The following is an 18,280-nucleotide window of genomic DNA, read 5'->3' as shown; positions in this document are numbered from 1 at the left end:
CCAGCGCCGCTTCACAACTCGCGCTGCCCCAGCACGTGCCGCCGCGTGCCCACGGGCAGGGTCGCCCACACGACCTTGCCCGTCGGCCACTGCGGATTGCAGCCCCAGGCGCGCGCCAGCCGGGCCACCACGTGCAGTCCGTAGTACCGGAACGGATCCACCCCCGGCTCCCGTAGGATGGCCTCGCGCGGATCCTGATCGGCGACCGCGACGGTCAGCAGGTTCGCGCGCATTTCCATGCGCACGCTGATGTCGGTGCTCACCCGGCTGTGCAGGAAGGCGTTCTCCACCAGCTCGGTGACGATGAGCTGCGCGTCGGCGCGGACCTCGGTGACATTCCAGTCCCGGCACACCTCGGCGACGAAGCGGCGGGCGCGCTGCGCGCTGTCCGCGGTGGGCGGCAGGTCGCGGACCGTGCGCCGGCGGGCCGGTGGATCGTCGAGGGCGAGGATGGCGGCGTCGACCGAGGCGAAGATGGGGACGAAGCGCTGGATAGCGCTGGCGTGCAGGGCCACGCGCCGGTCCGCCGGACCCGAGACCAGCATGATCGGCACGCCCGGCCACTCCCCCACCCGCATCCACACGCTGGAGAACGCGGTGAGCAGCGGTTCGGAGGCGATGCTCAGGTCGTCGAGCACCACGATCACCGCGCGCGGTTCGTCCACCGTGTACTTGACCAGGTCGTCGCTGAAGGCACGGTAGGTGGCGATATTCAGCTCACCCTGTGGCCGCAGGACGCAACAGTCGTCGCGTTCGGTCTTGCGCCACTCGACTTCCTTGCCGCCCAGCATGATTCAACCACCACCGTGTGATTAGGCTGTGTCGTTCAGCCGCCGTCGCCGTCGGGGAATCGCGGCGTCAGACCCACAACGCCGGACAGCCCGGTCAGCCTGATCGGGGCGGTGACCGCCGCGTGCGCGGCCACCGAGGCCATGGTCACGCCGCGGCGTGCGCAGCGTTCCCGGGCCCGGCACAGTACGTGGAGTCCCGCCGCCCCGAGGAACTCCACCTCGCGTAGGTCGACGACCAGCATGCCGCTCGGGCCGATGGCCGAGCATGCCAATCGCAGGCCGTGGTCGAACGCACCGGCGGTCGACAGATCGATTTCCCCCGCCACCCGCACCATGGCCGCGTCACCCTGGACGTGGCAACTCACCTGCAGCTGTGAAACACCGGATTCGAGAACCCGGGGGTCCTGCCGACTCACTTTGCCCACACTAGGCAGTTACCCTGGATGTTGCCGCAGGAATCACGAAACTGCGGGTTCCGGGATATCGTCGCCGAGACGAAATCCTTGATCTCAAGGGGCTTTTCACCGGTACGCCGGGGTTTTCGGCCGGTCGGGCGATTTCCCGCAACTAGACAATCTGCCTAGCTGAACGGTCGTTTGTTGTCGGTTTGCCCGGGTGGTGCTTGCATCGAGGTATGTTCACCGAGGCTCAGTTGTACTCGCCGGTGACCAAGAGCGCCGACGGCGATGTGACGGTGCACTTGAGCGACGAGCATCCGGGCGTGCACGATCCGGACTATCGCGCCCGCCGCAATGCCATCGCCGCCCAGGCCCTGACCTATCGGCCCGGACAGCCGGTGCCGCGGATCGATTACACCGGCGAGGAACAAGAGGTATGGCGGATCGTCTCCGCCGAATTGGCACGCAAACGGGAACGGTACGCCTGCGCGGAGGTGATCGAGGCGGCGCGGCGGCTCGAGCTGCCGTCGGATCACATTCCGCAATTGGACGAGGTCTCGTCGAGACTGGCCCCGCTCACCGGCTTCCGCTACGTTCCCGCCGCCGGGCTGGTGCCGCTGCGCGAATTCTTCGGCTCCTTCGAAGATCGAATCTTCCACTCCACCCAGTACATTCGCCATCACTCCGCGCCGCTCTACACTCCCGAGCCGGATGCCGTGCACGAAATCCTCGGGCACGCCAACCAATTGGCCAGTCCCCGCTTCGCAGCCCTCTACGCGACGGCGGGCGCGGCGGTGGCCCGGCTCACTACCGAACCGGCACTGAAGTTCCTGGCCGATGTCTTCTGGTTCTCGATGGAGTTCGGGGTGCTCCGGGAGAAAGGGGAAATCCGGTGCTACGGAGCCGGATTGCTGTCCTCATACGGGGAGATCGAGGAGTTCCGTGAGGCGGAGCTGCGACCGCTGAGCATTCGCGAGATGGGCACCCGCGCCTACGACATCACGCACTATCAGCCGGTGCTGTACTGCGCGAAGTCCATCGACGAGATCGAGGACGTGGTGGGCGGGTTCTTCGCCACCGTGGACGACGACACCGTCACGAAACTGGCAGCCGCCGAAGTGGCGGGCGCACAACCGGCTTAGAGCCGCATGCCGGAGCTCAGGAAGTTCAGCACCCGGGTGATGATCTCCGGGTCGAACGGATCCTCGCGCTCCATGATCACCGCCTGCGCGGCGCCGATCAGGGCGCCGGCCAGCGCCCGCACTTCGAAGTCGCCCGGGTCGCGGCCCAGCCGCCGCGCGAACATCGCCGAGATCATGTCGACATTGCGATCCAATTCCTGGGCGAGCACGCCGCGCAGTTCGGGGACGGTGCGCACGAGTGCGGCGCGCTCCCGCTCGAACTCGAACTGTTCGTTCTCCAGGGATTCGAAGGTGTCCAGCATGGTCCGGCGCAGCGCCTCCAACACGGATAGTTCGGCGGGCTGCTCGGCGAAGCGTTCGATCATGATCGGATCCAGATCGTCGGCAAGCACGACCTGTTCCTTGGACGGGAAGTAACGGAAGAAAGTGGCCGGCGAGACGTCGGCGGCCTCCGCGATCTGCTCGACCGTGGTCTGGCTGTAGCCCTGCTGCCGGAAAAGACGGAACGCCTCGGTGCGGATGGTGCGCCGAGTGCGAGCCTTCTTTCGCTCCCGCAGCGACGGTCCGGCCGGAGCCGACCCGGACCGGCGCACGGGATTCTCGGAGGTTAGCGAGGTGGGCTCAGCCGACATGAACCGATTGTGCAGCATCGGGTTCCGCTCGGAACGGCCGCGCCTGCGGGCGGGTGAACACGGCGGCGAGGATCGCGGCGATCAGGCAGATGGCCGCGCACACCCACATCATGACGCTCATGCCGTCCATGAAGGCGGTTTGCACGTGGGCGAGCAGGCCCTGATCACCGGTCCGGTGCGCCACCCCGACCCCGGCATTGACGCCGTCGGAGATCGGCTCCCGATCCAGTTCCCCCAGGCTCGACCGGTACCGCGTGGACAGCACGGTCCCGAGCACGGCCACCCCGATGGTCCCGGCCGCCTGCCGCAGGGCCTGCAGCAGCGCCGATCCGGACCCCGCGCGTTCGGCCGAGAGATCGCCGGTGGCCAGACCCATCGAAGCCGGCATGACCAGCCCCATCCCCACGCCCAGCAGCGTGATGGCGGCGGCCGCGAGCCCGTAGCCGGTGTCCGCGGTGAGCAGCGCCGTCACGGCGAGTCCGGCTGTGAGCAAACCAAATCCGAGCGTGAGCACGATCCGCATGCCCGCCTTGGGCAGCAATTTGTCCACGATCCGGCTGCCGACCACGAGCCCGCCGATGAGCGGCAGCAGCCGCAGCCCGGAACCGAGCGTGTCCGCGCCCAGCACCGACTGGAAGTACTGCGGCATGGTGAAGAACATGCCGAACAGCGCGAAGTTCACCAGCACGAGGTAGACGGTGCCCCAGCGGAATCCGCTCGATGCGAACAGTCCGAGGTCGATGAGCGGCTGCGCTGCCCGCCGCTGCCACAGCAGGAAGACGCCGAGCACCGCGACTCCGGCGGCAATGGCTCCCCAGGCGAGCCCGTCACCCCAGCCCTCCTGCCCGCAGCGGATGAATCCGTAAGTGACGCCGAGCATTCCGAGCGAGGACAGCAGCGCACCGGGCAGGTCGACGCGGAACAGCTTCTCGCTGCGTGATTCCGGCACCAGCAGCGCCACCGCGGTCGCGCCGATGATCACCATGGGGACATTGATCAGGAACACCGATCCCCACCAGAAGTGCTGCAGCAGCCACCCGCCGAGGATGGGCCCGAGCGGCAGCCCGATGGCGGTGGAGGTGATCCAAATGGTCAGTGCGCGTTGCCGTTCCACGGGTTCGGGGAACAGTCCGGGCAGCACCGCCATGGACAGCGGCATCATGGCCGCCGCCGCGACGCCGAGCACGGTGCGCGCGGCGATGAGCTGGCCGGTGTTCACCGCGAAGGCGCAGGCGAGCGAGGCCGCGCCGAACAGCAGCAGGGCGGCCAGCAGGATCTTCTTGCGCCCGTAGCGGTCACCCAGCGCGCCGGCCGGGAGCATGAGCGCGGCCAGGGCGAGGGTGTAGGCGCTGCTGAACCACTGCAGCGCGGCGGTGTCGGCGTTCAGGTCGACGGCGAGGGTGGGCAGGGCGACGGTCAGCACGGTGACGTCGAGGCCGATGGTCAGCATGGCCACCGACAGCGCGCCGAGCGCGAGCCAGCGGCGTACGCCTTGTTCTTTCATGGCAGGTTCCCCTCGGCGGAGTCTTGGTGAAAGTTTCTCGATAATGAGAGCGTCTCTCATTTGAGAGATTCTGTCAAAACTTGTCGTGTCAACGCCGCCGCGACAGCGGACCGGTCGGCTGCTAACGTCATCCGGTCCTTTCGAAAGATGGGACGTTCCAACAGCTCTGAATTTGTTAGGCGCGAAATGACCGTTGAAGCAACAGAACCCGTCGAGACTCCCGAAGCGCCGCTCCATCTCCAGGGGCGTGAGGCCGTAATCGCCGCTGCCGCACCGGAAGACTGGCGCGAAGGTGCTCCCGACTACCACCTGAGCCACACCGTGCTGCCGCAGCAGCGCACCACGCAGCACGCCCCGGATTCCCTGGAGCACATCGTCGAAGAGCTCGTGAAGGTCTTCGAGATGGAGGTTTCGCACAAGCACGATCCCGCCAAGTGGGTCTCGCTGGTGGCCGAGCACTACCGCGGCCGCGTCAACGGCGGCCCGTGGCAGGACGCCGAGGAGTTCGCGCGCATCGGGTCCTACAACATCCTGATCGGCGAGAACCCCTACTACGACGTGGCCAAGGAGACCTTCGAGTCCTCGCACCACATCTTCCACACCGCCTTCCCGGGCGGCTTCTTCTGGGAGGTCCTCGAGGTCCTCTCCGGCCCGCCGACCGTCACCTTCAAGTGGCGGCACTGGGGCAAGTACGACGGTGAGTACAACGGCCACCAGCCGACCGGCGAGACCATCGAGATGACCGGCATCACCATCGCCAAGGTCTCCGAGGATCTGCGCATCGTCGAACTCGAGCACTTCTACGACAACAACAAGCTGCTCGGCCCGCTGGCGCACGGCTGCCCCGTGACCGGCAAGACGGCGGAATAAGCCGCCGCGGAAGACTTTCGGACATCACGGCCCCCGATCCCGCGGCCCCGGGATCGGGGGTCGGCCCGCGCTCGGCGGACGCGCGGTCTCTAAGCTCGTGCTCGATGATCATCCGCAGGCACGCATCCCTGGTCATGGCTGCCGGATCGGCGGCTGTACTCACCGCACTGGCGGGAATCCTGTACGCACCGCTACCCGGTGCGGCGCTCGCGCAACCTCCCACCACCACAACACCGTTCACGACGCCGAACACCGACAGCTGCCCGCAGAAGACCGCGCCGCCGCCCCCGGTCGACGACTCCGAGGTGCCGAAGCCGGGCAGTACGACACCCGCGGCGCTGCCGATCCCGGCCGCACCGGTCGGCGGAAAGGCGCTCGGCGGCTGCGGTCTCGTACTGCCGAGCGGCGCACCGACCGTGCCGGAGGGCATTTCGGCGACGGCGTGGATGGTGTCGGATCTGGATACCGGGAAGGTGCTGGCGGCCAAGGACCCACACGGGCGATACCGACCGGCCTCCACCATCAAGGTGCTACTGGCCGCCGTGGCACTGCGCACCCTGGACAAGAACAAGACGATCACCGGCACCCAGGACGACGCCAATGTGGACGGCACCCGGGTGGGCATCGGACCGGGTGGGAAGTACACCAACCTGCAACTGTTCCAGGCACTCATCATGGCGTCCGGAAACGATGCCGCACATGCCATCGCGGCCCAGCTCGGCGGTGACGAGGCCGCCGTGGCCAAGATGAACGATCTGGCGAAACGCCTGCAGGCCCTCGACACGCGCGCCGCGACGCCCTCCGGGCTGGACGGGCCGGGCCAGAGCACCTCGGCCTACGACCTGTCGGTGCTGTTCCGCGACGCCATGACCATTCCGCTGTTCGCACAGCTCATTCACACCGAGCAGGTGGATTTCCCGGGCTACCCGAAGGATCCGGCGATTCCCGGCGACGAGGACAAGCCCGGATACCCCATCGCCAATGACAATCACCTGCTCTTCAACTACGAGGGCGCGATCGGCGGCAAGACCGGGTTCACCGACGACGCCCGGCAGACCTTCGTGGCGGCGGCCGAACGCAATGGCCACCGGTTGGCGGTAACGCTGCTGAAGGCGGATGTGCGGCCGTTCCGACCGTGGGAGCAGGCGGCCAAACTGCTCGACTACGGGTTCGCACTACCGTCGAGCGCGAGCGTCGGAACACTGCCGGACAATACCGCGAAGCAGGCGAATTCAACTGTGGCGCTGGCCAGTCCGCCCGTCGACTCCGAGGACGATCAGGCCGCGCCCACCGACCGCGAGCACAAGTCGCTACGCGTCACCCTGATGGTGGGCGGCACGATTCTGGTGCTGGTTCTACTGGCTGGCGCCCGGCAGTTGAGCCGCCCGCGCCGGTGAACGGTCACCGTTTACGGAAGGCCGAAACCAGCGCTCCCGCAAAGGCTCCCGCGCCGAACAAGGCCGCACCCGCACTGGCCGAGAGTCCCGGGCCCATCACCCGGGGCTCGATAATGGCCGGTGCGGGTGCCGGAATATCCTCCGGCACTTCGTTTTCCGTCGCCGTGGCCGCCCAGGCGGTGGCGAACAGAATGATCCGCGCGGTGATGTAGCTGAACACCATCAACCCGATGATCGGCCCGAATGCCACTCCTGCCGGGCCGTTCGTCACCGACTTCAGAATCAGCGACGCGAGCTGTTTGAACGCTTCGAAGATGATGGCCGCGACGAACGCCGCCTTGGCCGCACTGCGCAGGGTCACCGGATGCCGGGGCATGCGGGCGATGATGTAGGTCAGCACCGCCCAGTTCGCGAGGATCGCCAGGGCCAGCGAAACGAGCGTGAGACCCAGTGTGATCCAGCCGTTCTCCGCGATGTCCAGCTTGCGCAGCAGCGCGCTGATGAGCCCGCTGGAGGCCAGCACCGTCAACCCGATCGACACCCCGATGGCCAGGAACAGCCCGATCAACGCCAGCAGATCCGACAGCTTGGTGAGCACCCAGTTGCGGGGCTCGAACCGCTGCTCCCACTGTTCGGTGAGCGCGGCCCGCAGATTCGCGATCCACCCGAGCCCGGCGTACGCACCCGTCAGCAGACCGATCACGCCGACGCTGGTGCGCGATTCGACCGCCTCGTGAATGAGCTGATTGAGCTGCTCCCCCGCCGCACCGGGAACATTCTTGATGATCTCGTCCTGAATCTTGGTGAGCAGCTCCGGATCTCGCGACAGCACGAAACCGGCCACCGCGAAACCCACCATCAGCAACGGGAACAGCGCCAGCACCGTGAAGTACGTAATGCCCGCGGCGTAGTAGTCACCGCGCTGACGCTGGTAGCGCCCGGCGGCACGCACCAGATGATCCAGCCAATGCCGCCGCTGGATCTCGCTCTCGATGCGCTTGCGGACCCCGTCGAACACCCACTCACCTCCACCACGCTGCTCGCGCGGCGGCACCGGTCAGCGAGCCAGGAAGCCCACCCGGTCGTACACCTGCGCGAGAGTCTTGCCGGCGATCTCCCGCGCCCGCTCCGCGCCGGCGGCGAGGATGCGGTCGAGTTCGCCCTGGTCGGCCATGTACTCTTCCACCTTCGCGCGCAAAGGCGTGACAAATTCGATCAGCGCGTCGGCGGTGTCGGCCTTGAGATCGCCGTAGCCCTTGCCCTGGTAGTCCTGCTCCAGGGTGACGATCGGGGTGCCGGTGATCGAGCTCAGGATGACCAGCAGATTGGAAACGCCCGGCTTGGCCTCCGGGTCGTAGCGGATCTCGCGCTCGGTGTCGGTGACGGCCGAGCGGATCTTCTTGGCCGAGATCTTCGGGTCGTCGAGCAGGTTGATCAGGCCGGCGTCCGAGGCCGCCGACTTGCTCATCTTCGAGGTCGGATCCTGCAGGTCGTAGATCTTGGCGGTGCCGGTGACAATGTGCGCCTCGGGCACCACGAAGGTCTTCTTGTAGCGAGTGTTGAAGCGCTGCGCCAGATTTCGGGTCAGCTCCAGATGCTGCCGCTGATCCTCGCCGACCGGCACCAGCTGCGGGCGGTAGAGCAGGATGTCGGCGGCCATGAGCACCGGGTAGGTGAACAGGCCGACGGTCGCGTTCTCCGCGCCCTGCTTGACCGACTTGTCCTTGAACTGGGTCATGCGGCTGGCCTCACCGAAGCCGGTGATGCAGTTCAGCACCCAGGTCAGCTCGGCATGCTCGGGCACCTGCGACTGCACGAACAGCGTCGACTTCTTCGGATCGACGCCGACGGCCAGCAGCTGGGCGGCCGACACCTTGGTGCGGTGGCGCAGCTGTTTGGGGTCCTGCGGCACGGTGATGGCGTGCAGGTCGGGGATGAAGTAGAAGGCGTCGTAGTCGTCCTGCAAACCCGCCCAATACTGCACCGCGCCAAGGTAGTTCCCGAGGTGGAACGAATCGCTGGTCGGCTGGATCCCGGAGAGGACCCGCTGCTTGCGCTCGGCTGGGGCAGGGCTAGACATGACCCCGATCTTTCCATGCTCGCCCTGCCCCAGTTCCCGGTGGCCGCCCTCGTGCCGCGTCCGGCCGAGGGAGGCACCGCGTCAGGCCGAATTCCGGTCCGTCCAATTGCGGGTGTCGACGCCGGGCATGGCGGGGCGGCCGGAGTTCACGAGCTGCTTTTCGCGCTGGGTGGCCAGGCGATACAGCGGGTAGCTGGGGCCGGACAGGGGGCCGCGCAGCAATTTGGGGACCAGCGGCGGGGAGAGGTGCGCGGTGCGGACCGCCTGGGCCAGGCCGCGGAAGGCGATCTCCTCTCGGATGCCCCACTTCACCTCGTACATCTCGCGGATGCGGGTCGGCAGCGTGCCCTGCACGAGCAGGGAGAAGCTGCCCATGGCCTGCTGGAGTGGCATGGGCAGGGGGTAGGCGACGCGCTGGCCCATGAGGTACGAGCCGACCAGTCTGGCTTCGTCGGTGAGGAAGAGTTCGTCGGAGGCGAGGTAGCCGTCGAAGTCCCGGCGGAAGTCCGCGTAGGTGGCGGGCGCGGCCGAGCGCGGCATGCCGAACAGCTCACCCCAGCGCACGTAATCCAGGTACAGCGCTTCACGTTCCGTGGCGCTGAGTTTCCGGACCAGCAGGTCGTGCATGACTTCGGCGGAGTCGAAGGTGAACGCCATGGTCATGTACATGAGATGCGGGTCCAGCGCCGAGTACCGCGTCCCGGCCGGGTGGTGTTGCCCCGCATCCTCGGGCAGCGCACCGCTGACCCGCACATGCTTCTTGCGCGTGAAGGCCCGCGCCCGATCCGCCTCGTCCTTGCTGCCCAGTGACACCGCCTCGAACAGCTTCCCGGTGAGCGCGAGCCGCGTGTACGGCGTCGCCCGATGCTCGGAGTTCTCGGCCGTGCCGACGTAGAGCAGCGGATGCACCGCCCCGATCACGAGCGCCCGCTGGCCGTAGGTGAGTCCCACCGCCCGCTTGCTCATGACTCGCCGGATCATCGAATCGTCGGAAAAGTACCCGGGCTCTGTGGCCTTCGGTGCAGGCATCGTTGCCTCCTGAAGCAGCTGTGACGCGAACCACGCGCATCTGGAATCAGAGTCCTCCAGAATCACGATTCTGGCAAGGGTCACTGCCAGAATCGCGACCGTGCCAGAATCGGGCTGTGACCGGTCAGCGGACCTACGGCGGCGTCTCAGCGGAAGAGCGCCGCGCCCAACGCCGAACCGCCCTCCTCGACGCCGCCTTGGAAATCCTCGGCACCCAGGGCATCGACAAACTCACCGTCGCCGCCCTCTGCACCGGCGCCGGCCTCAACGAGCGCTACTACTACGAGAACTTCGACAGCCGCGACGCCGTCCTGTCCGCCCTCTTCGACACCCTCGGCGAAGAACTGGCCGCCGCCCTGATCAGTGCCGTCCACACCGCCCCCACCGACCCCCGCGCCAAGGCCCACGCCGCCATCACCGCCGGCATCGATGTCCTCACCGCCGACCCCCGCAAGGCCCGCGTGGCCCTCCTGGTCAGCTCCGCCACCCCCGAACTCCGCACCCGCACAATGCAAACCATCCGAGCCTTCGCCAACCTCGTTGCGGCCGAAGGCATCGACTTCTACGGCATCACCGACTCCACCCCCTCCCCCACCATCACCTTCCGCGCCACCTACCTCGTCGGCGGCCTGGTCCAAACCCTCACCTCCTGGCTCCAAGGCGACCTGCCCATGACCCGCGAAGAGCTGATCGACCACACCACAGACGTTTTCGTCCTGCTCGGCGAGGACCTCGCGGAACGTCTGCGCACATAACGGCAGCAGCGCGGCCAGCAGCCCGAGCCGAATCGGCCTGCCTCACTTGCACATACGCACCTGTTCGCGGAGCCCCGCCCCGTAGCACCACCGTCGAACCGATGGCCAGCCTACCGATGGGGTGGGTGGCGGTTCAGGTCTCGTCGGGGTCGAGGCTCAGTGTGGTCGCCGCGAGGGCGGCCGGGGCGGCGTCCTGGAGGACGACGCGGAACAGGACGTCGGATTTCGACCAGCGGGTGGCGCAGTCGGTCATGGCTTCGGCGAACCAGGGGCGTTCGGCGGGTTGGTCGGCCAGGAGGAGGGCGGCGTTGCGGATGACGGCTACGTATCCCTTTGCGGGGCCTACGAATTCGTCCAGGTCGCGGAGGCATTCGTCGAATGCGTCCTTGTTTTCGCCGAAGTAGTAGGGGAATTGGAAGGCGGCGGCGAACTCGTCGTAGACGCCTTCGACGGTGCGCATCTTGCGGGCGCGGAGTTCTCGCGAGATGTAGGCGGAGGGGATGCGGCCTCGGACGCTGGAGAATTCGGCCGCGCCGATGGGGAGCATGCCGAGCACCGGGGCGGGTTTGTCCACTGCCGCACGGGAATTGGCGAGGGGTGAGAGGAACTGCGAGAGCGGCATCGGCATGTCAGCGCATCCTCGTGAAGGTTTTGTAGTGGTCGGCGGTGTACCAGGCGGTGCCGTCGCTGCCGGTGACTATGCGCTCGGCGTCGCGGGTTTGGCCGCGCTTCTTCGGGTTGACGTCCCATTCCTGGTAGGTGATGCGTTTGCCCGCGGAGTCGGTGGACGGGAGGCGGCGTTCGCGGTTGTTCCAGGTTTCGCCGCCCTGGGTGCCGGGCGCGCCGGCGGAGTCCGGCCAGCGGCCCGCGTCGATTTCGGCGAGGGTGGCGTAGGCGCGGTCGGGGACGCCGGGAGCGCGGGACGGGGCGGCCGTGGTGGATTGGTCTGCGCGGCCGGGATTGTCGGGGTTGGGGGTGCCGGGTTTGGGCACGGTGGTCGCGACGGCGGCCGTGGAGGTGGCCGCCGCGCGCGTCGAAGTGGTGTCCTTGGCGGTGTCGCCGCCGCCGCGCGAAACCAGCACGGCGACGACGAGCATGGCCACGGCGGCTCCGAGCAGGAGCCAAGCGCGTACCCGCGGAGTGATTTTCACCGGTACTGGACCGTCACGGGCGCGTGGTCGGACCAGCGCAGCGCGTAGGTCTCGGCGCGCTCCACCACCGCCTGCTTGGCCCGGCCCGCGATATCGCCGCGCGCCAGGTGGTAGTCGATGCGCCAGCCGGCGTCGGTGTCGTAGGCGCGGCCGCGATAGGACCACCAGCTGTACGGGCCGGGCACGCCGGGATGCAGTTCACGAACCACGTCCACGTAACCGGCGGCGATCATGGAGTCGATCCAGGCGCGCTCCTGCGGGAGGAAGCCCGCGTTCTTGATATTGCCCTTCCAGTTCTTGATGTCGAGTTCGGTGTGGCCGATATTCCAGTCGCCACAGATGACGAAGTCGCGGGTCTGCTGGGTCATCCGCGCCCCGACCTCGTCGAGGAAGCGGTACTTCTGATCCTGCATGGGCGTGTCGGCTTCACCGGTGTGGACGTAGACGCTGGCCACGGTGAAGTCGTCGAAGTCGGCCTCGAGGTAGCGGCCGGTTTCGGCGAATTCCGCACTGGGAACCCAGTTTCCGTCCACCTCCAGTCCTAGGCCGATCCGCACGGCCGACGGTTCGCGCCGCGACAGGATGGCCACGCCCGCACGCCCCTTGGCGCCGGGTTCGGCGTGCGCCAGGAACCATCCGGCATCCAGCGCGGAGGCCAGCGCGGCTCTGGTTTGCTCGTCGGTCGCGCGGGTCTCCTGCAGGCAGATGATGTCGGCCTCGGTGACCTGCAGCCACTCGAGCATCCCCTTACCCGTCTTCCCGGTCGCCGCACGGACTCCGTTTACGTTGATCGTTGAGATGATCGCTGCCACGCTACGACCGTACAATGCGGCTATAGAACCTTTCTTCAGGACATCGAGGTCCAGGAAGGGGTGACGACGATGACGTCCGGCACCACCGCGCCCAACGCCCCGCTCGCGCCGATGAAGGCCTTGCACATGGGATCCGGCGATCCCCTGCTGCTGCTCCACGGTTTCATGATGTCCCCGCACTGCTGGGAGGGCGTCGCGCAGCGCATGGCCGGCCAGTGCGAAGTGTTCGCGCCCGCCTTCACCGGACATTGGGGCGGGCCCGATTTCAGCGGCTGGTACCTCGATATCAATGCTCTCGCCGACCGCGTGGAGAACCAGCTCGACGAACTGGGTTGGCGCACCTGCCATATCGCGGGGAATTCGCTGGGCGGCTGGGTCGGCTTCGAACTGGCTCGCCGCGGGCGCGCCCGCACACTCACCGCCATCGCTTCGGCAGGCGGCTGGCAAACCCCGTCGGTGCTGCAGATTCGAGTGGGGGTCAAGTTCCTGTCGCTGGTTCCGGTGGTGGAGATCGGCAAGCGGCTGCCCGAGGCCCTGATCTACAGCGCGCCGGTGCGGCAGGCGGTGGCATTGCTGCTCAGCAAGAACACCGCCGCGGCGTCCAGACGCGGTATCGAGGCGGCGATCACGTCGGCGCTGCACTGCCCGGCCATGCTGCCCATGCTCGCGGGCGGCTTGCGCGGCCCCGGACTCGCCGATCTGGCGGAGGTGAAGACCCCGGTCCGCCTGCTCATGTGCGAGAACGACCGGATCATTCCGAATCGGCTGTACGCCAGGCGTTTCCTGCAGGAACTGCCCGACACCGCGGACCGCATTCTGGTGCACGATGTGGGCCACGTGCCCATGCTGGAGGCGCCGGACCGGATCGCCACGCTCATCGCCGAGCACGTCTACGCCAGCCGGACCCGTTTGCGCGCGGTCTGAATTCTCGTGCGCGCACGCTGAATCTGCTTGCGCGCGCCGCGAATTCGCGGCCCGAGCAGACCCTGCGCCGAAGCCCTGCCGGAACCGGTTCGTTTTCCTAGGATTGAACCGGCAACCGGGCCTTCCGACAGGGGTGAGCAGGATGAGCGAACCGTCCGCGCAAGTCGATCAGAGCAAACCGAGCATCGCCCGCGTCTACGACTATCTGCTCGGCGGCAAGGACAACTACGCCGCCGACCGGGCCGTGGGCGACTACTTCATCAACGACCTGCCCGGCTCGGTGTCCATCGCATTCGCCAACCGGCAGGCGCTGATTCGCGCCGTCGGCGAGATATCCGCCATGGGCGTACGGCAATTCGTGGACCTCGGCAGCGGGCTGCCCACCGCCGACAATGTGCATCAGGTGGCCGAACGGTATTCGGCCGACGCGCACGTGGTGTACGTCGACAACGATCCGATCGTGCTGGCGCACGGGCGCGCCCTGCTGGCCACCGACGCCGCCACCACGGTCATCCAGGCCGACCTGCGGGATCCGGAGGGCATTCGGAATCATCCGGAAGTGCAGCGGCTCATCGATTTCGAGAAGCCGGTCGCGGTGATCTTCAGCGCCATCCTGCACCACCTCAACAATGACGAGGGGCCCGACGAGGTGGTGCGGTACTGGGTCGATCAGGTGCCGTCCGGAAGCCTGTTCTACATCTCGCATTTCCGTTCCGGGCACAATGAGGAGACGCGATCGGCGGAGGAGAAGCTGCAGGCCACGTTCGGGCGCGGGCGCTGGCGCAATGACGAGGAGATCCTGTCGCTGTTCGGGGATCTCGACGTGCTGGCGCCGGGGCTGGTGCCGTGCTCGCTGTGGCGGCCGTCGGCGGACGCGCCGGACGACACCAGCCGGATCGGTGAGGAGTCGCGGGAGATCTCGGTGTGGGAGGAGCTCATCGCGGCGGCATTGGCCCGGAAGCCATAGAGCCGCACAATAATACGCCCGCGACGCGGAAAGCGTCACGGGCGTGGTTCTTACTCCGGCGGTGGTGGCGGCGGCGCACCGTGTGGCGGTGGGATCTTCGGGTAACTCTGCACGACCGGTGCGGGCTCGGTCGGGTAGCCCGTCGGCTCCGTGGCGATTCCGAGTGCGGCGTCGCGAGCGGCGCCCGGGTCCCAACCGGCCGAGACCACGCGGGTCTGGACGATGATCGCCGCGCCGAGGATCACCAGGCCCACCGCGAGGCAGACCAGGATCGCGCCCGCCCCGCCGATCTCGGCGGCCAGGCCGATCGAGGTGCCGAACCAGCCGAAATCCGCGTCACCGAAGGTGGTGTTCTCGTCCCCGAACGCGCCGAGCACCTTCAGCAGTACGGCGGGCAGGAAGGTGATGAGCACACCGTTCACGAATCCGCCCGCGACAGCGCCGCGCCGGCCGCCGGTGGCATTGCCGTAGACCCCGGCCGCACCGCCGGTGAAGAAGTGCGGCACCAGACCGGGCAGCACCAGCGCCAGCCCGAAGGCGGGGTTGAAGATCCAGGCCAGCAGGCCGAGGGAGATCAGGCCGCCGGTGAAACTGCTGATGAAGCCGATGAGCACGGCGTTCTGCGCGTACGGGAACACGATCGGCGCGTCGAGGGCCGGAATCGCTCCCGGCACAACACGTTCGCCGATGCCCTGGAACGCCGGAACCAGCTCGCCCAGGATGGTGCGCACACCGAAAAGGATGACCGCGACGGCGATTCCGAACTGCAGACCCTGCGAGACCGCCTTCATGAGGTAGTTCCCCACATCGGTGGCCGGAATCTCGAAAGCCTTGAATGCCACGTCCTGCCCTGCGCGGATCAGATACACGACGGCCAGCACCAGGTACAGCAGCACCATCGACAGTGCGGTCGCCACCATCGAATCCCGCAGGAAGCGAAGACCTTCCGGTAGATCCATGTCCTCGGTGCTGCGGCTCTTCTTGCCGACGAGCTGCCCGGTGGCTCCGGCCGCGATGTACCCGGCGGTGCCGAAATGCCCTATGGCGATATCGTTTCCGCCGGTGACGCGCCGCGTCCACGCCTGCGACAGCGCGGGCAGCGACACCATGACGATGCCGAGCAGCACGCCGCCGAGCGTCACCACGACCGGTGTGGACATGCCCGCCACCGCCAGCACCATGGTCAGCAGGGTGGCCATGAACAGCATGTGGTGACCGGTGAGGAACACGTACCGCAGCGGCGTGAACCGGGCCAGCGCCAGGCTGATCGCGAACCCGAGGATCATCAGCCAGGTGACCTGCGCGCCGTACTGCTTCTGGGCGATGGCGACAATGGCCTCATTGGTGGGGATGACGCCGTGCGCACCCAGTGCGCCCTGAATCATCACGCCGAGCGGATCCAGTGACGCCACCACCAGGCCCGCACCTGCCCCGATGAGCAGGAAGCCCAGCGTGGCCTTGATCGCGCCGCCGATCACCTGCCCGGTGGATTTGCGCAGCGCGATCAGTCCGACGGCGGTGATGATGCCGATCAGATACGCGGGCTGGCTGAGGATTTCATTGACGATGAACTTGGCGATGCTCAGGACGACATTCATCGCGCACCCTCCTGAACGTCGAAGATCTCGCGCATGGCGTGATCGACTTCGGCTGTGCTGGTGAAGTTCTCGATCACATGCACCGGAATCCCGAGTTCGCCCAGGGCATTCGCGATGGCTCCCGAAGTGAGCACCGCGACCGCCTCACCGGCCTTGCCCCTGGCCGAAATGGTGTCGGTGGCCTCCACATTCACGTACGGCGACCAGTGCCAGCGGGCCAGCACCTTCTCGAGGGTGCTCTTGAGAAACAGACTCGTGCCGACACCGTTGCCGCATACGGTGAGGATCTTGACCGGTCCTGAGCGCCGACCGGAGCCGGATTCCACTGCGGTGGTGGCTGTTTCGCACACATCGGGCGCTGCTTCCGGCACGGCGACGGCGGGCGTGCGCGCAGCGGGCTCGGCCCGGTCGGCAGGGGCGTCCGGGTCGCTGAGCAGGGCGCGCAGTTGCCGGGGCGTCCCCACCGCGCGCAGCACCCGATCCGCACCGGGTTCCAGCAGCACCTTGGCGAGTTCGGCCATGGCGTCGGTGTGCACGCCGGAGTCCTTCGCGGCCAGCGCCACCACCAGATCCACCGGATCGTTCGGGCTGCCGAAGGTCACCGGCTCCCGCAGACGCACCCATGACATGCCGGTGCGCCGCACCGCGGGCGACGGCCTGGCATGGGCGAAGGCGAATCCGGGTGCGATGACGATGTACGGCCCGTTGTCCTCGACATTGCGGATCATCTCGTCGGTGTACTCGCTGGTCGTCACTCCGGTGGCAACCAGCAAATCGCCCGCGACCCGAATGGCAGCGCGCCAGTCCGACGCACTGCCATCCAGGTCGATCGCATCCTCAGGGAGTAGATCGGCCAGGGATGTCATGCCCGGATCATCGCAGAATCACCGGGTAGCAAACTTGTGACACACCGCCCGTCAGGCGAGCAAGCCCTTGGCCACGTGGGTCACCTGGATCTCGTTGGAGCCCGCGTAGATCATCAGGGATTTGGCGTCGCGAGCCAGTTGCTCGACGCGGTACTCGGACATGTAGCCATTGCCGCCGAACAGCTGCACGGCCTCCATGGCCACATCGGTGGCGGCCTCCGAGCAGTACAGCTTCATGGCCGAGGCTTCGGCCAAGCTGGGCTGCTTGCCCACGCGACCGCGTTCCAGGGTGCTGAAGACCATGTTCTGCACGTTGATTCGGGCGATCTCCATCTTGGCGAGCTTGAGCTGCACCAGCTGGAAGCGGCCGATCTCCTGACCCCACAGCTTGCGGTTCTTGGCGTAATCCACACAGAGCCGGTGGCATTCGTTGATGATGCCGAGCGCCATGAAGGCCACCCCGAGGCGTTCGGCGGTGAAACTCGAACGGGCGCTTTCGCGTCCGTCGCCGCCCTGGTGCTCCTCGGTCTCGCCGAGCAGGCGGTCCTTGGACACGCGCACATTGTCGAAGAACAGCTCGCCGGTGGGCGAGGCGTGCAGGCCCATCTTCTTGAAGGGTTTGCCCTGCGTGAGGCCCTCCATGCCCTTGTCGAGCACGAAGGTGAGCACCTTGCGGTCGCGCTTGTCGATGCTCGCGTCACCCTCGTCGAGTTTGGCGTAGACCACCATCACATCGGCGTAGGGGCCGTTGGTGATGAAGGTCTTCTGCCCGTTGAGGATGTAGTCCTCACCGTCGCGTTTGACGTAGGTCTTCATGCCGCCGAAGGCGTCGGAACCCGAGTCCGGTTCCGTGATCGCCCACGCCGCAACCTTTTTCATGGTCACGATGCCGGGGATCCACCGCTCCTTCTGCGCGAGCGTGCCGCGCGAGAGGATGGTGGTGGCGCCGAGACCGATGGAGACGCCCATGGCGGTGACCAAACCCATGCAGACGCCGGACAGTTCGCTGATGAGCACCGCCATCATCGATTCCTGACCGCTGAACGGGCTTCCGCCGGAGGGCTTTCCGGACTTCTCCGGCAGCGGCTCCCCCGCCGCCAGCGCCTCCGCCTTCTGGCGTTCCTTGGCCAGCAGCTTGCCGACCGCGTCCGCCCCGAGCGCGTCGATGCCGAACTGGCTGAACATCTCCCGGATGATGGGGTACGGCGTCATCTCGCCGCTCTCCAGCGCATCCAGGTGCGGGCGGACTTCCTTCTCGATAAAACCGCGCAGCGCGTCGCGGATCATCTCATCGGTCTCGGACCATTCGAACATCGTCGTTCTCCAGTCTCGTTCTGGCTGTGCGATTTTCGGTGTCGATCGGA

The 18,280-nt window shown here is 67.1% G+C and carries 19 protein-coding genes; 6 read left to right on the top strand and 13 right to left on the bottom strand.

From position 1 onward, the window contains the following. Nucleotides 1-11: 11 nt before the first annotated feature. A complete protein-coding gene (locus tag H0264_RS06825; protein ID WP_181583179.1) occupies nucleotides 12-791 on the bottom strand; it encodes an ATP-binding protein in 780 nt (259 codons plus the stop codon). A 35-nt stretch (nucleotides 792-826) separates the two neighbouring features. Then, nucleotides 827-1,207, bottom strand: a complete 381-nt coding sequence (locus tag H0264_RS06820) for an STAS domain-containing protein (RefSeq protein WP_181583178.1) — start codon at nucleotides 1,205-1,207, stop codon at nucleotides 827-829. A gap of 218 nt (nucleotides 1,208-1,425) precedes the next feature. On the opposite strand from H0264_RS06820, the gene H0264_RS06815 reads away from it, so the two are divergent. After that, complete coding sequence (locus H0264_RS06815; protein WP_181583177.1) at nucleotides 1,426-2,331, top strand: phenylalanine 4-monooxygenase; 906 nt, start codon at nucleotides 1,426-1,428, stop codon at nucleotides 2,329-2,331. On the opposite strand, the gene H0264_RS06810 is transcribed toward H0264_RS06815, so the two are convergent. Together H0264_RS06810 and H0264_RS06805 are read right to left on the bottom strand one after the other, a co-directional pair. After that, nucleotides 2,328-2,963, bottom strand: a complete 636-nt coding sequence (locus H0264_RS06810; RefSeq protein WP_181583176.1) for an acyl-CoA-like ligand-binding transcription factor — start codon at nucleotides 2,961-2,963, stop codon at nucleotides 2,328-2,330. The two genes, H0264_RS06815 and H0264_RS06810, sit on opposite strands and share 4 nt — an antisense overlap. Further along, nucleotides 2,953-4,467: an MFS transporter gene (locus H0264_RS06805; RefSeq protein WP_181583175.1), complete on the bottom strand. Its 1,515-nt coding sequence runs from the start codon at nucleotides 4,465-4,467 to the stop codon at nucleotides 2,953-2,955. The genes H0264_RS06810 and H0264_RS06805 overlap by 11 nt, the downstream gene beginning before the upstream one ends. 186 nt (nucleotides 4,468-4,653) lie before the next feature. Here H0264_RS06805 and H0264_RS06800 point away from each other — a divergent pair, with 186 nt between their 5' ends. Together H0264_RS06800 and H0264_RS06795 are read left to right on the top strand one after the other, a co-directional pair. Continuing rightward, nucleotides 4,654-5,337, top strand: coding sequence for a nuclear transport factor 2 family protein (locus H0264_RS06800; RefSeq protein ID WP_181583174.1), 684 nt, complete (start codon nucleotides 4,654-4,656; stop codon nucleotides 5,335-5,337). A 104-nt stretch (nucleotides 5,338-5,441) separates the two neighbouring features. Next, nucleotides 5,442-6,734 (top strand): D-alanyl-D-alanine carboxypeptidase family protein, encoded by a 1,293-nt coding sequence (locus H0264_RS06795; protein WP_181583173.1) that lies wholly within the window; start codon nucleotides 5,442-5,444, stop codon nucleotides 6,732-6,734. 4 nt (nucleotides 6,735-6,738) lie between these two features. On the opposite strand, the gene yhjD is transcribed toward H0264_RS06795, so the two are convergent. The 3 genes from yhjD to H0264_RS06780 form a co-directional block, all read right to left on the bottom strand. Then, entirely contained in the window at nucleotides 6,739-7,752 is a 1,014-nt protein-coding gene (yhjD, locus tag H0264_RS06790; RefSeq protein ID WP_181583172.1) for an inner membrane protein YhjD, read from the bottom strand. A 39-nt stretch (nucleotides 7,753-7,791) separates the two neighbouring features. Next, nucleotides 7,792-8,814: a tryptophan--tRNA ligase gene (trpS, locus tag H0264_RS06785; protein WP_181583171.1), complete on the bottom strand. Its 1,023-nt coding sequence runs from the start codon at nucleotides 8,812-8,814 to the stop codon at nucleotides 7,792-7,794. A gap of 81 nt (nucleotides 8,815-8,895) precedes the next feature. After that, on the bottom strand, nucleotides 8,896-9,843 hold the full coding sequence (locus H0264_RS06780) for an oxygenase MpaB family protein (RefSeq protein ID WP_181583170.1): 948 nt from the start codon (nucleotides 9,841-9,843) through the stop codon (nucleotides 8,896-8,898). Between the two features lie 116 nt (nucleotides 9,844-9,959). Here H0264_RS06780 and H0264_RS06775 point away from each other — a divergent pair, with 116 nt between their 5' ends. Further along, nucleotides 9,960-10,598 carry a TetR/AcrR family transcriptional regulator gene (locus tag H0264_RS06775; RefSeq protein ID WP_181583169.1) on the top strand — a complete coding sequence of 213 codons (639 nt, stop codon included), beginning with the start codon at nucleotides 9,960-9,962 and terminating at the stop codon, nucleotides 10,596-10,598. Between the two features lie 133 nt (nucleotides 10,599-10,731). On the opposite strand, the gene H0264_RS06770 is transcribed toward H0264_RS06775, so the two are convergent. From H0264_RS06770 to H0264_RS06760, 3 genes are read right to left on the bottom strand one after another with little or no spacing between them, the layout of a single operon-like run. Next, nucleotides 10,732-11,226 (bottom strand): barstar family protein, encoded by a 495-nt coding sequence (locus H0264_RS06770; protein WP_181583168.1) that lies wholly within the window; start codon nucleotides 11,224-11,226, stop codon nucleotides 10,732-10,734. 1 nt (nucleotide 11,227) lies between these two features. After that, the gene (locus H0264_RS06765) at nucleotides 11,228-11,749 is read right to left on the bottom strand and encodes a guanyl-specific ribonuclease (protein ID WP_231084178.1); all 522 of its coding nucleotides are present in this window, start codon (nucleotides 11,747-11,749) and stop codon (nucleotides 11,228-11,230) included. Next, nucleotides 11,746-12,561: an exodeoxyribonuclease III gene (locus tag H0264_RS06760; protein ID WP_181583167.1), complete on the bottom strand. Its 816-nt coding sequence runs from the start codon at nucleotides 12,559-12,561 to the stop codon at nucleotides 11,746-11,748. The genes H0264_RS06765 and H0264_RS06760 overlap by 4 nt, the downstream gene beginning before the upstream one ends. Nucleotides 12,562-12,630: 69 nt before the next feature. Here H0264_RS06760 and H0264_RS06755 point away from each other — a divergent pair, with 69 nt between their 5' ends. Further along, the gene (locus H0264_RS06755; RefSeq protein ID WP_181583166.1) at nucleotides 12,631-13,485 is read left to right on the top strand and encodes an alpha/beta fold hydrolase; all 855 of its coding nucleotides are present in this window, start codon (nucleotides 12,631-12,633) and stop codon (nucleotides 13,483-13,485) included. 142 nt (nucleotides 13,486-13,627) lie between these two features. Further along, complete coding sequence (locus tag H0264_RS06750) at nucleotides 13,628-14,452, top strand: SAM-dependent methyltransferase (protein ID WP_181583165.1); 825 nt, start codon at nucleotides 13,628-13,630, stop codon at nucleotides 14,450-14,452. 50 nt (nucleotides 14,453-14,502) lie between these two features. On the opposite strand, the gene H0264_RS06745 is transcribed toward H0264_RS06750, so the two are convergent. Genes H0264_RS06745 through H0264_RS06735 form a run of 3 tightly spaced genes read right to left on the bottom strand, consistent with a single transcriptional unit; the run spans nucleotide 14,503 to nucleotide 18,230 of the window. Then, complete coding sequence (locus H0264_RS06745; RefSeq protein ID WP_181583164.1) at nucleotides 14,503-16,050, bottom strand: PTS ascorbate transporter subunit IIC; 1,548 nt, start codon at nucleotides 16,048-16,050, stop codon at nucleotides 14,503-14,505. Then, nucleotides 16,047-16,916, bottom strand: coding sequence for a PTS sugar transporter subunit IIAB (locus H0264_RS06740; protein ID WP_181583163.1), 870 nt, complete (start codon nucleotides 16,914-16,916; stop codon nucleotides 16,047-16,049). Before H0264_RS06740 ends, H0264_RS06745 begins: the two co-directional genes overlap by 4 nt. 51 nt (nucleotides 16,917-16,967) lie before the next feature. Further along, on the bottom strand, nucleotides 16,968-18,230 hold the full coding sequence (locus H0264_RS06735) for an acyl-CoA dehydrogenase family protein (protein WP_181583162.1): 1,263 nt from the start codon (nucleotides 18,228-18,230) through the stop codon (nucleotides 16,968-16,970). Nucleotides 18,231-18,280: the final 50 nt, after the last annotated feature.

It is taken from the genome of Nocardia huaxiensis (assembly GCF_013744875.1).
Taxonomy (GTDB): Bacteria; Actinomycetota; Actinomycetes; order Mycobacteriales; family Mycobacteriaceae; genus Nocardia; species Nocardia huaxiensis.
Note: the sequence above shows the minus strand (reverse complement) of the source record. Positions and strands in the feature narration are given on the sequence as shown.

What these genes read in the sequence shown, in the direction of transcription:
- H0264_RS06825 (WP_181583179.1), bottom strand. Translation starts at nt 791, where the DNA reads ATGCTGGGCGGCAAGGAAGTCGAGTGGCGCAAGACCGAACGCGACGAC.
- H0264_RS06815 (WP_181583177.1), top strand. Translation starts at nt 1,426, where the DNA reads ATGTTCACCGAGGCTCAGTTGTACTCGCCGGTGACCAAGAGCGCCGAC.
- H0264_RS06810 (WP_181583176.1), bottom strand. Translation starts at nt 2,963, where the DNA reads ATGTCGGCTGAGCCCACCTCGCTAACCTCCGAGAATCCCGTGCGCCGG.
- H0264_RS06805 (WP_181583175.1), bottom strand. Translation starts at nt 4,467, where the DNA reads ATGAAAGAACAAGGCGTACGCCGCTGGCTCGCGCTCGGCGCGCTGTCG.
- H0264_RS06800 (WP_181583174.1), top strand. Translation starts at nt 4,654, where the DNA reads ATGACCGTTGAAGCAACAGAACCCGTCGAGACTCCCGAAGCGCCGCTC.
- H0264_RS06795 (WP_181583173.1), top strand. Translation starts at nt 5,442, where the DNA reads ATGATCATCCGCAGGCACGCATCCCTGGTCATGGCTGCCGGATCGGCG.
- trpS (WP_181583171.1), bottom strand. Translation starts at nt 8,814, where the DNA reads ATGTCTAGCCCTGCCCCAGCCGAGCGCAAGCAGCGGGTCCTCTCCGGG.
- H0264_RS06780 (WP_181583170.1), bottom strand. Translation starts at nt 9,843, where the DNA reads ATGCCTGCACCGAAGGCCACAGAGCCCGGGTACTTTTCCGACGATTCG.
- H0264_RS06770 (WP_181583168.1), bottom strand. Translation starts at nt 11,226, where the DNA reads ATGCCGATGCCGCTCTCGCAGTTCCTCTCACCCCTCGCCAATTCCCGT.
- H0264_RS06755 (WP_181583166.1), top strand. Translation starts at nt 12,631, where the DNA reads ATGACGTCCGGCACCACCGCGCCCAACGCCCCGCTCGCGCCGATGAAG.
- H0264_RS06750 (WP_181583165.1), top strand. Translation starts at nt 13,628, where the DNA reads ATGAGCGAACCGTCCGCGCAAGTCGATCAGAGCAAACCGAGCATCGCC.
- H0264_RS06745 (WP_181583164.1), bottom strand. Translation starts at nt 16,050, where the DNA reads ATGAATGTCGTCCTGAGCATCGCCAAGTTCATCGTCAATGAAATCCTC.
- H0264_RS06740 (WP_181583163.1), bottom strand. Translation starts at nt 16,916, where the DNA reads ATGACATCCCTGGCCGATCTACTCCCTGAGGATGCGATCGACCTGGAT.
- H0264_RS06735 (WP_181583162.1), bottom strand. Translation starts at nt 18,230, where the DNA reads ATGTTCGAATGGTCCGAGACCGATGAGATGATCCGCGACGCGCTGCGC.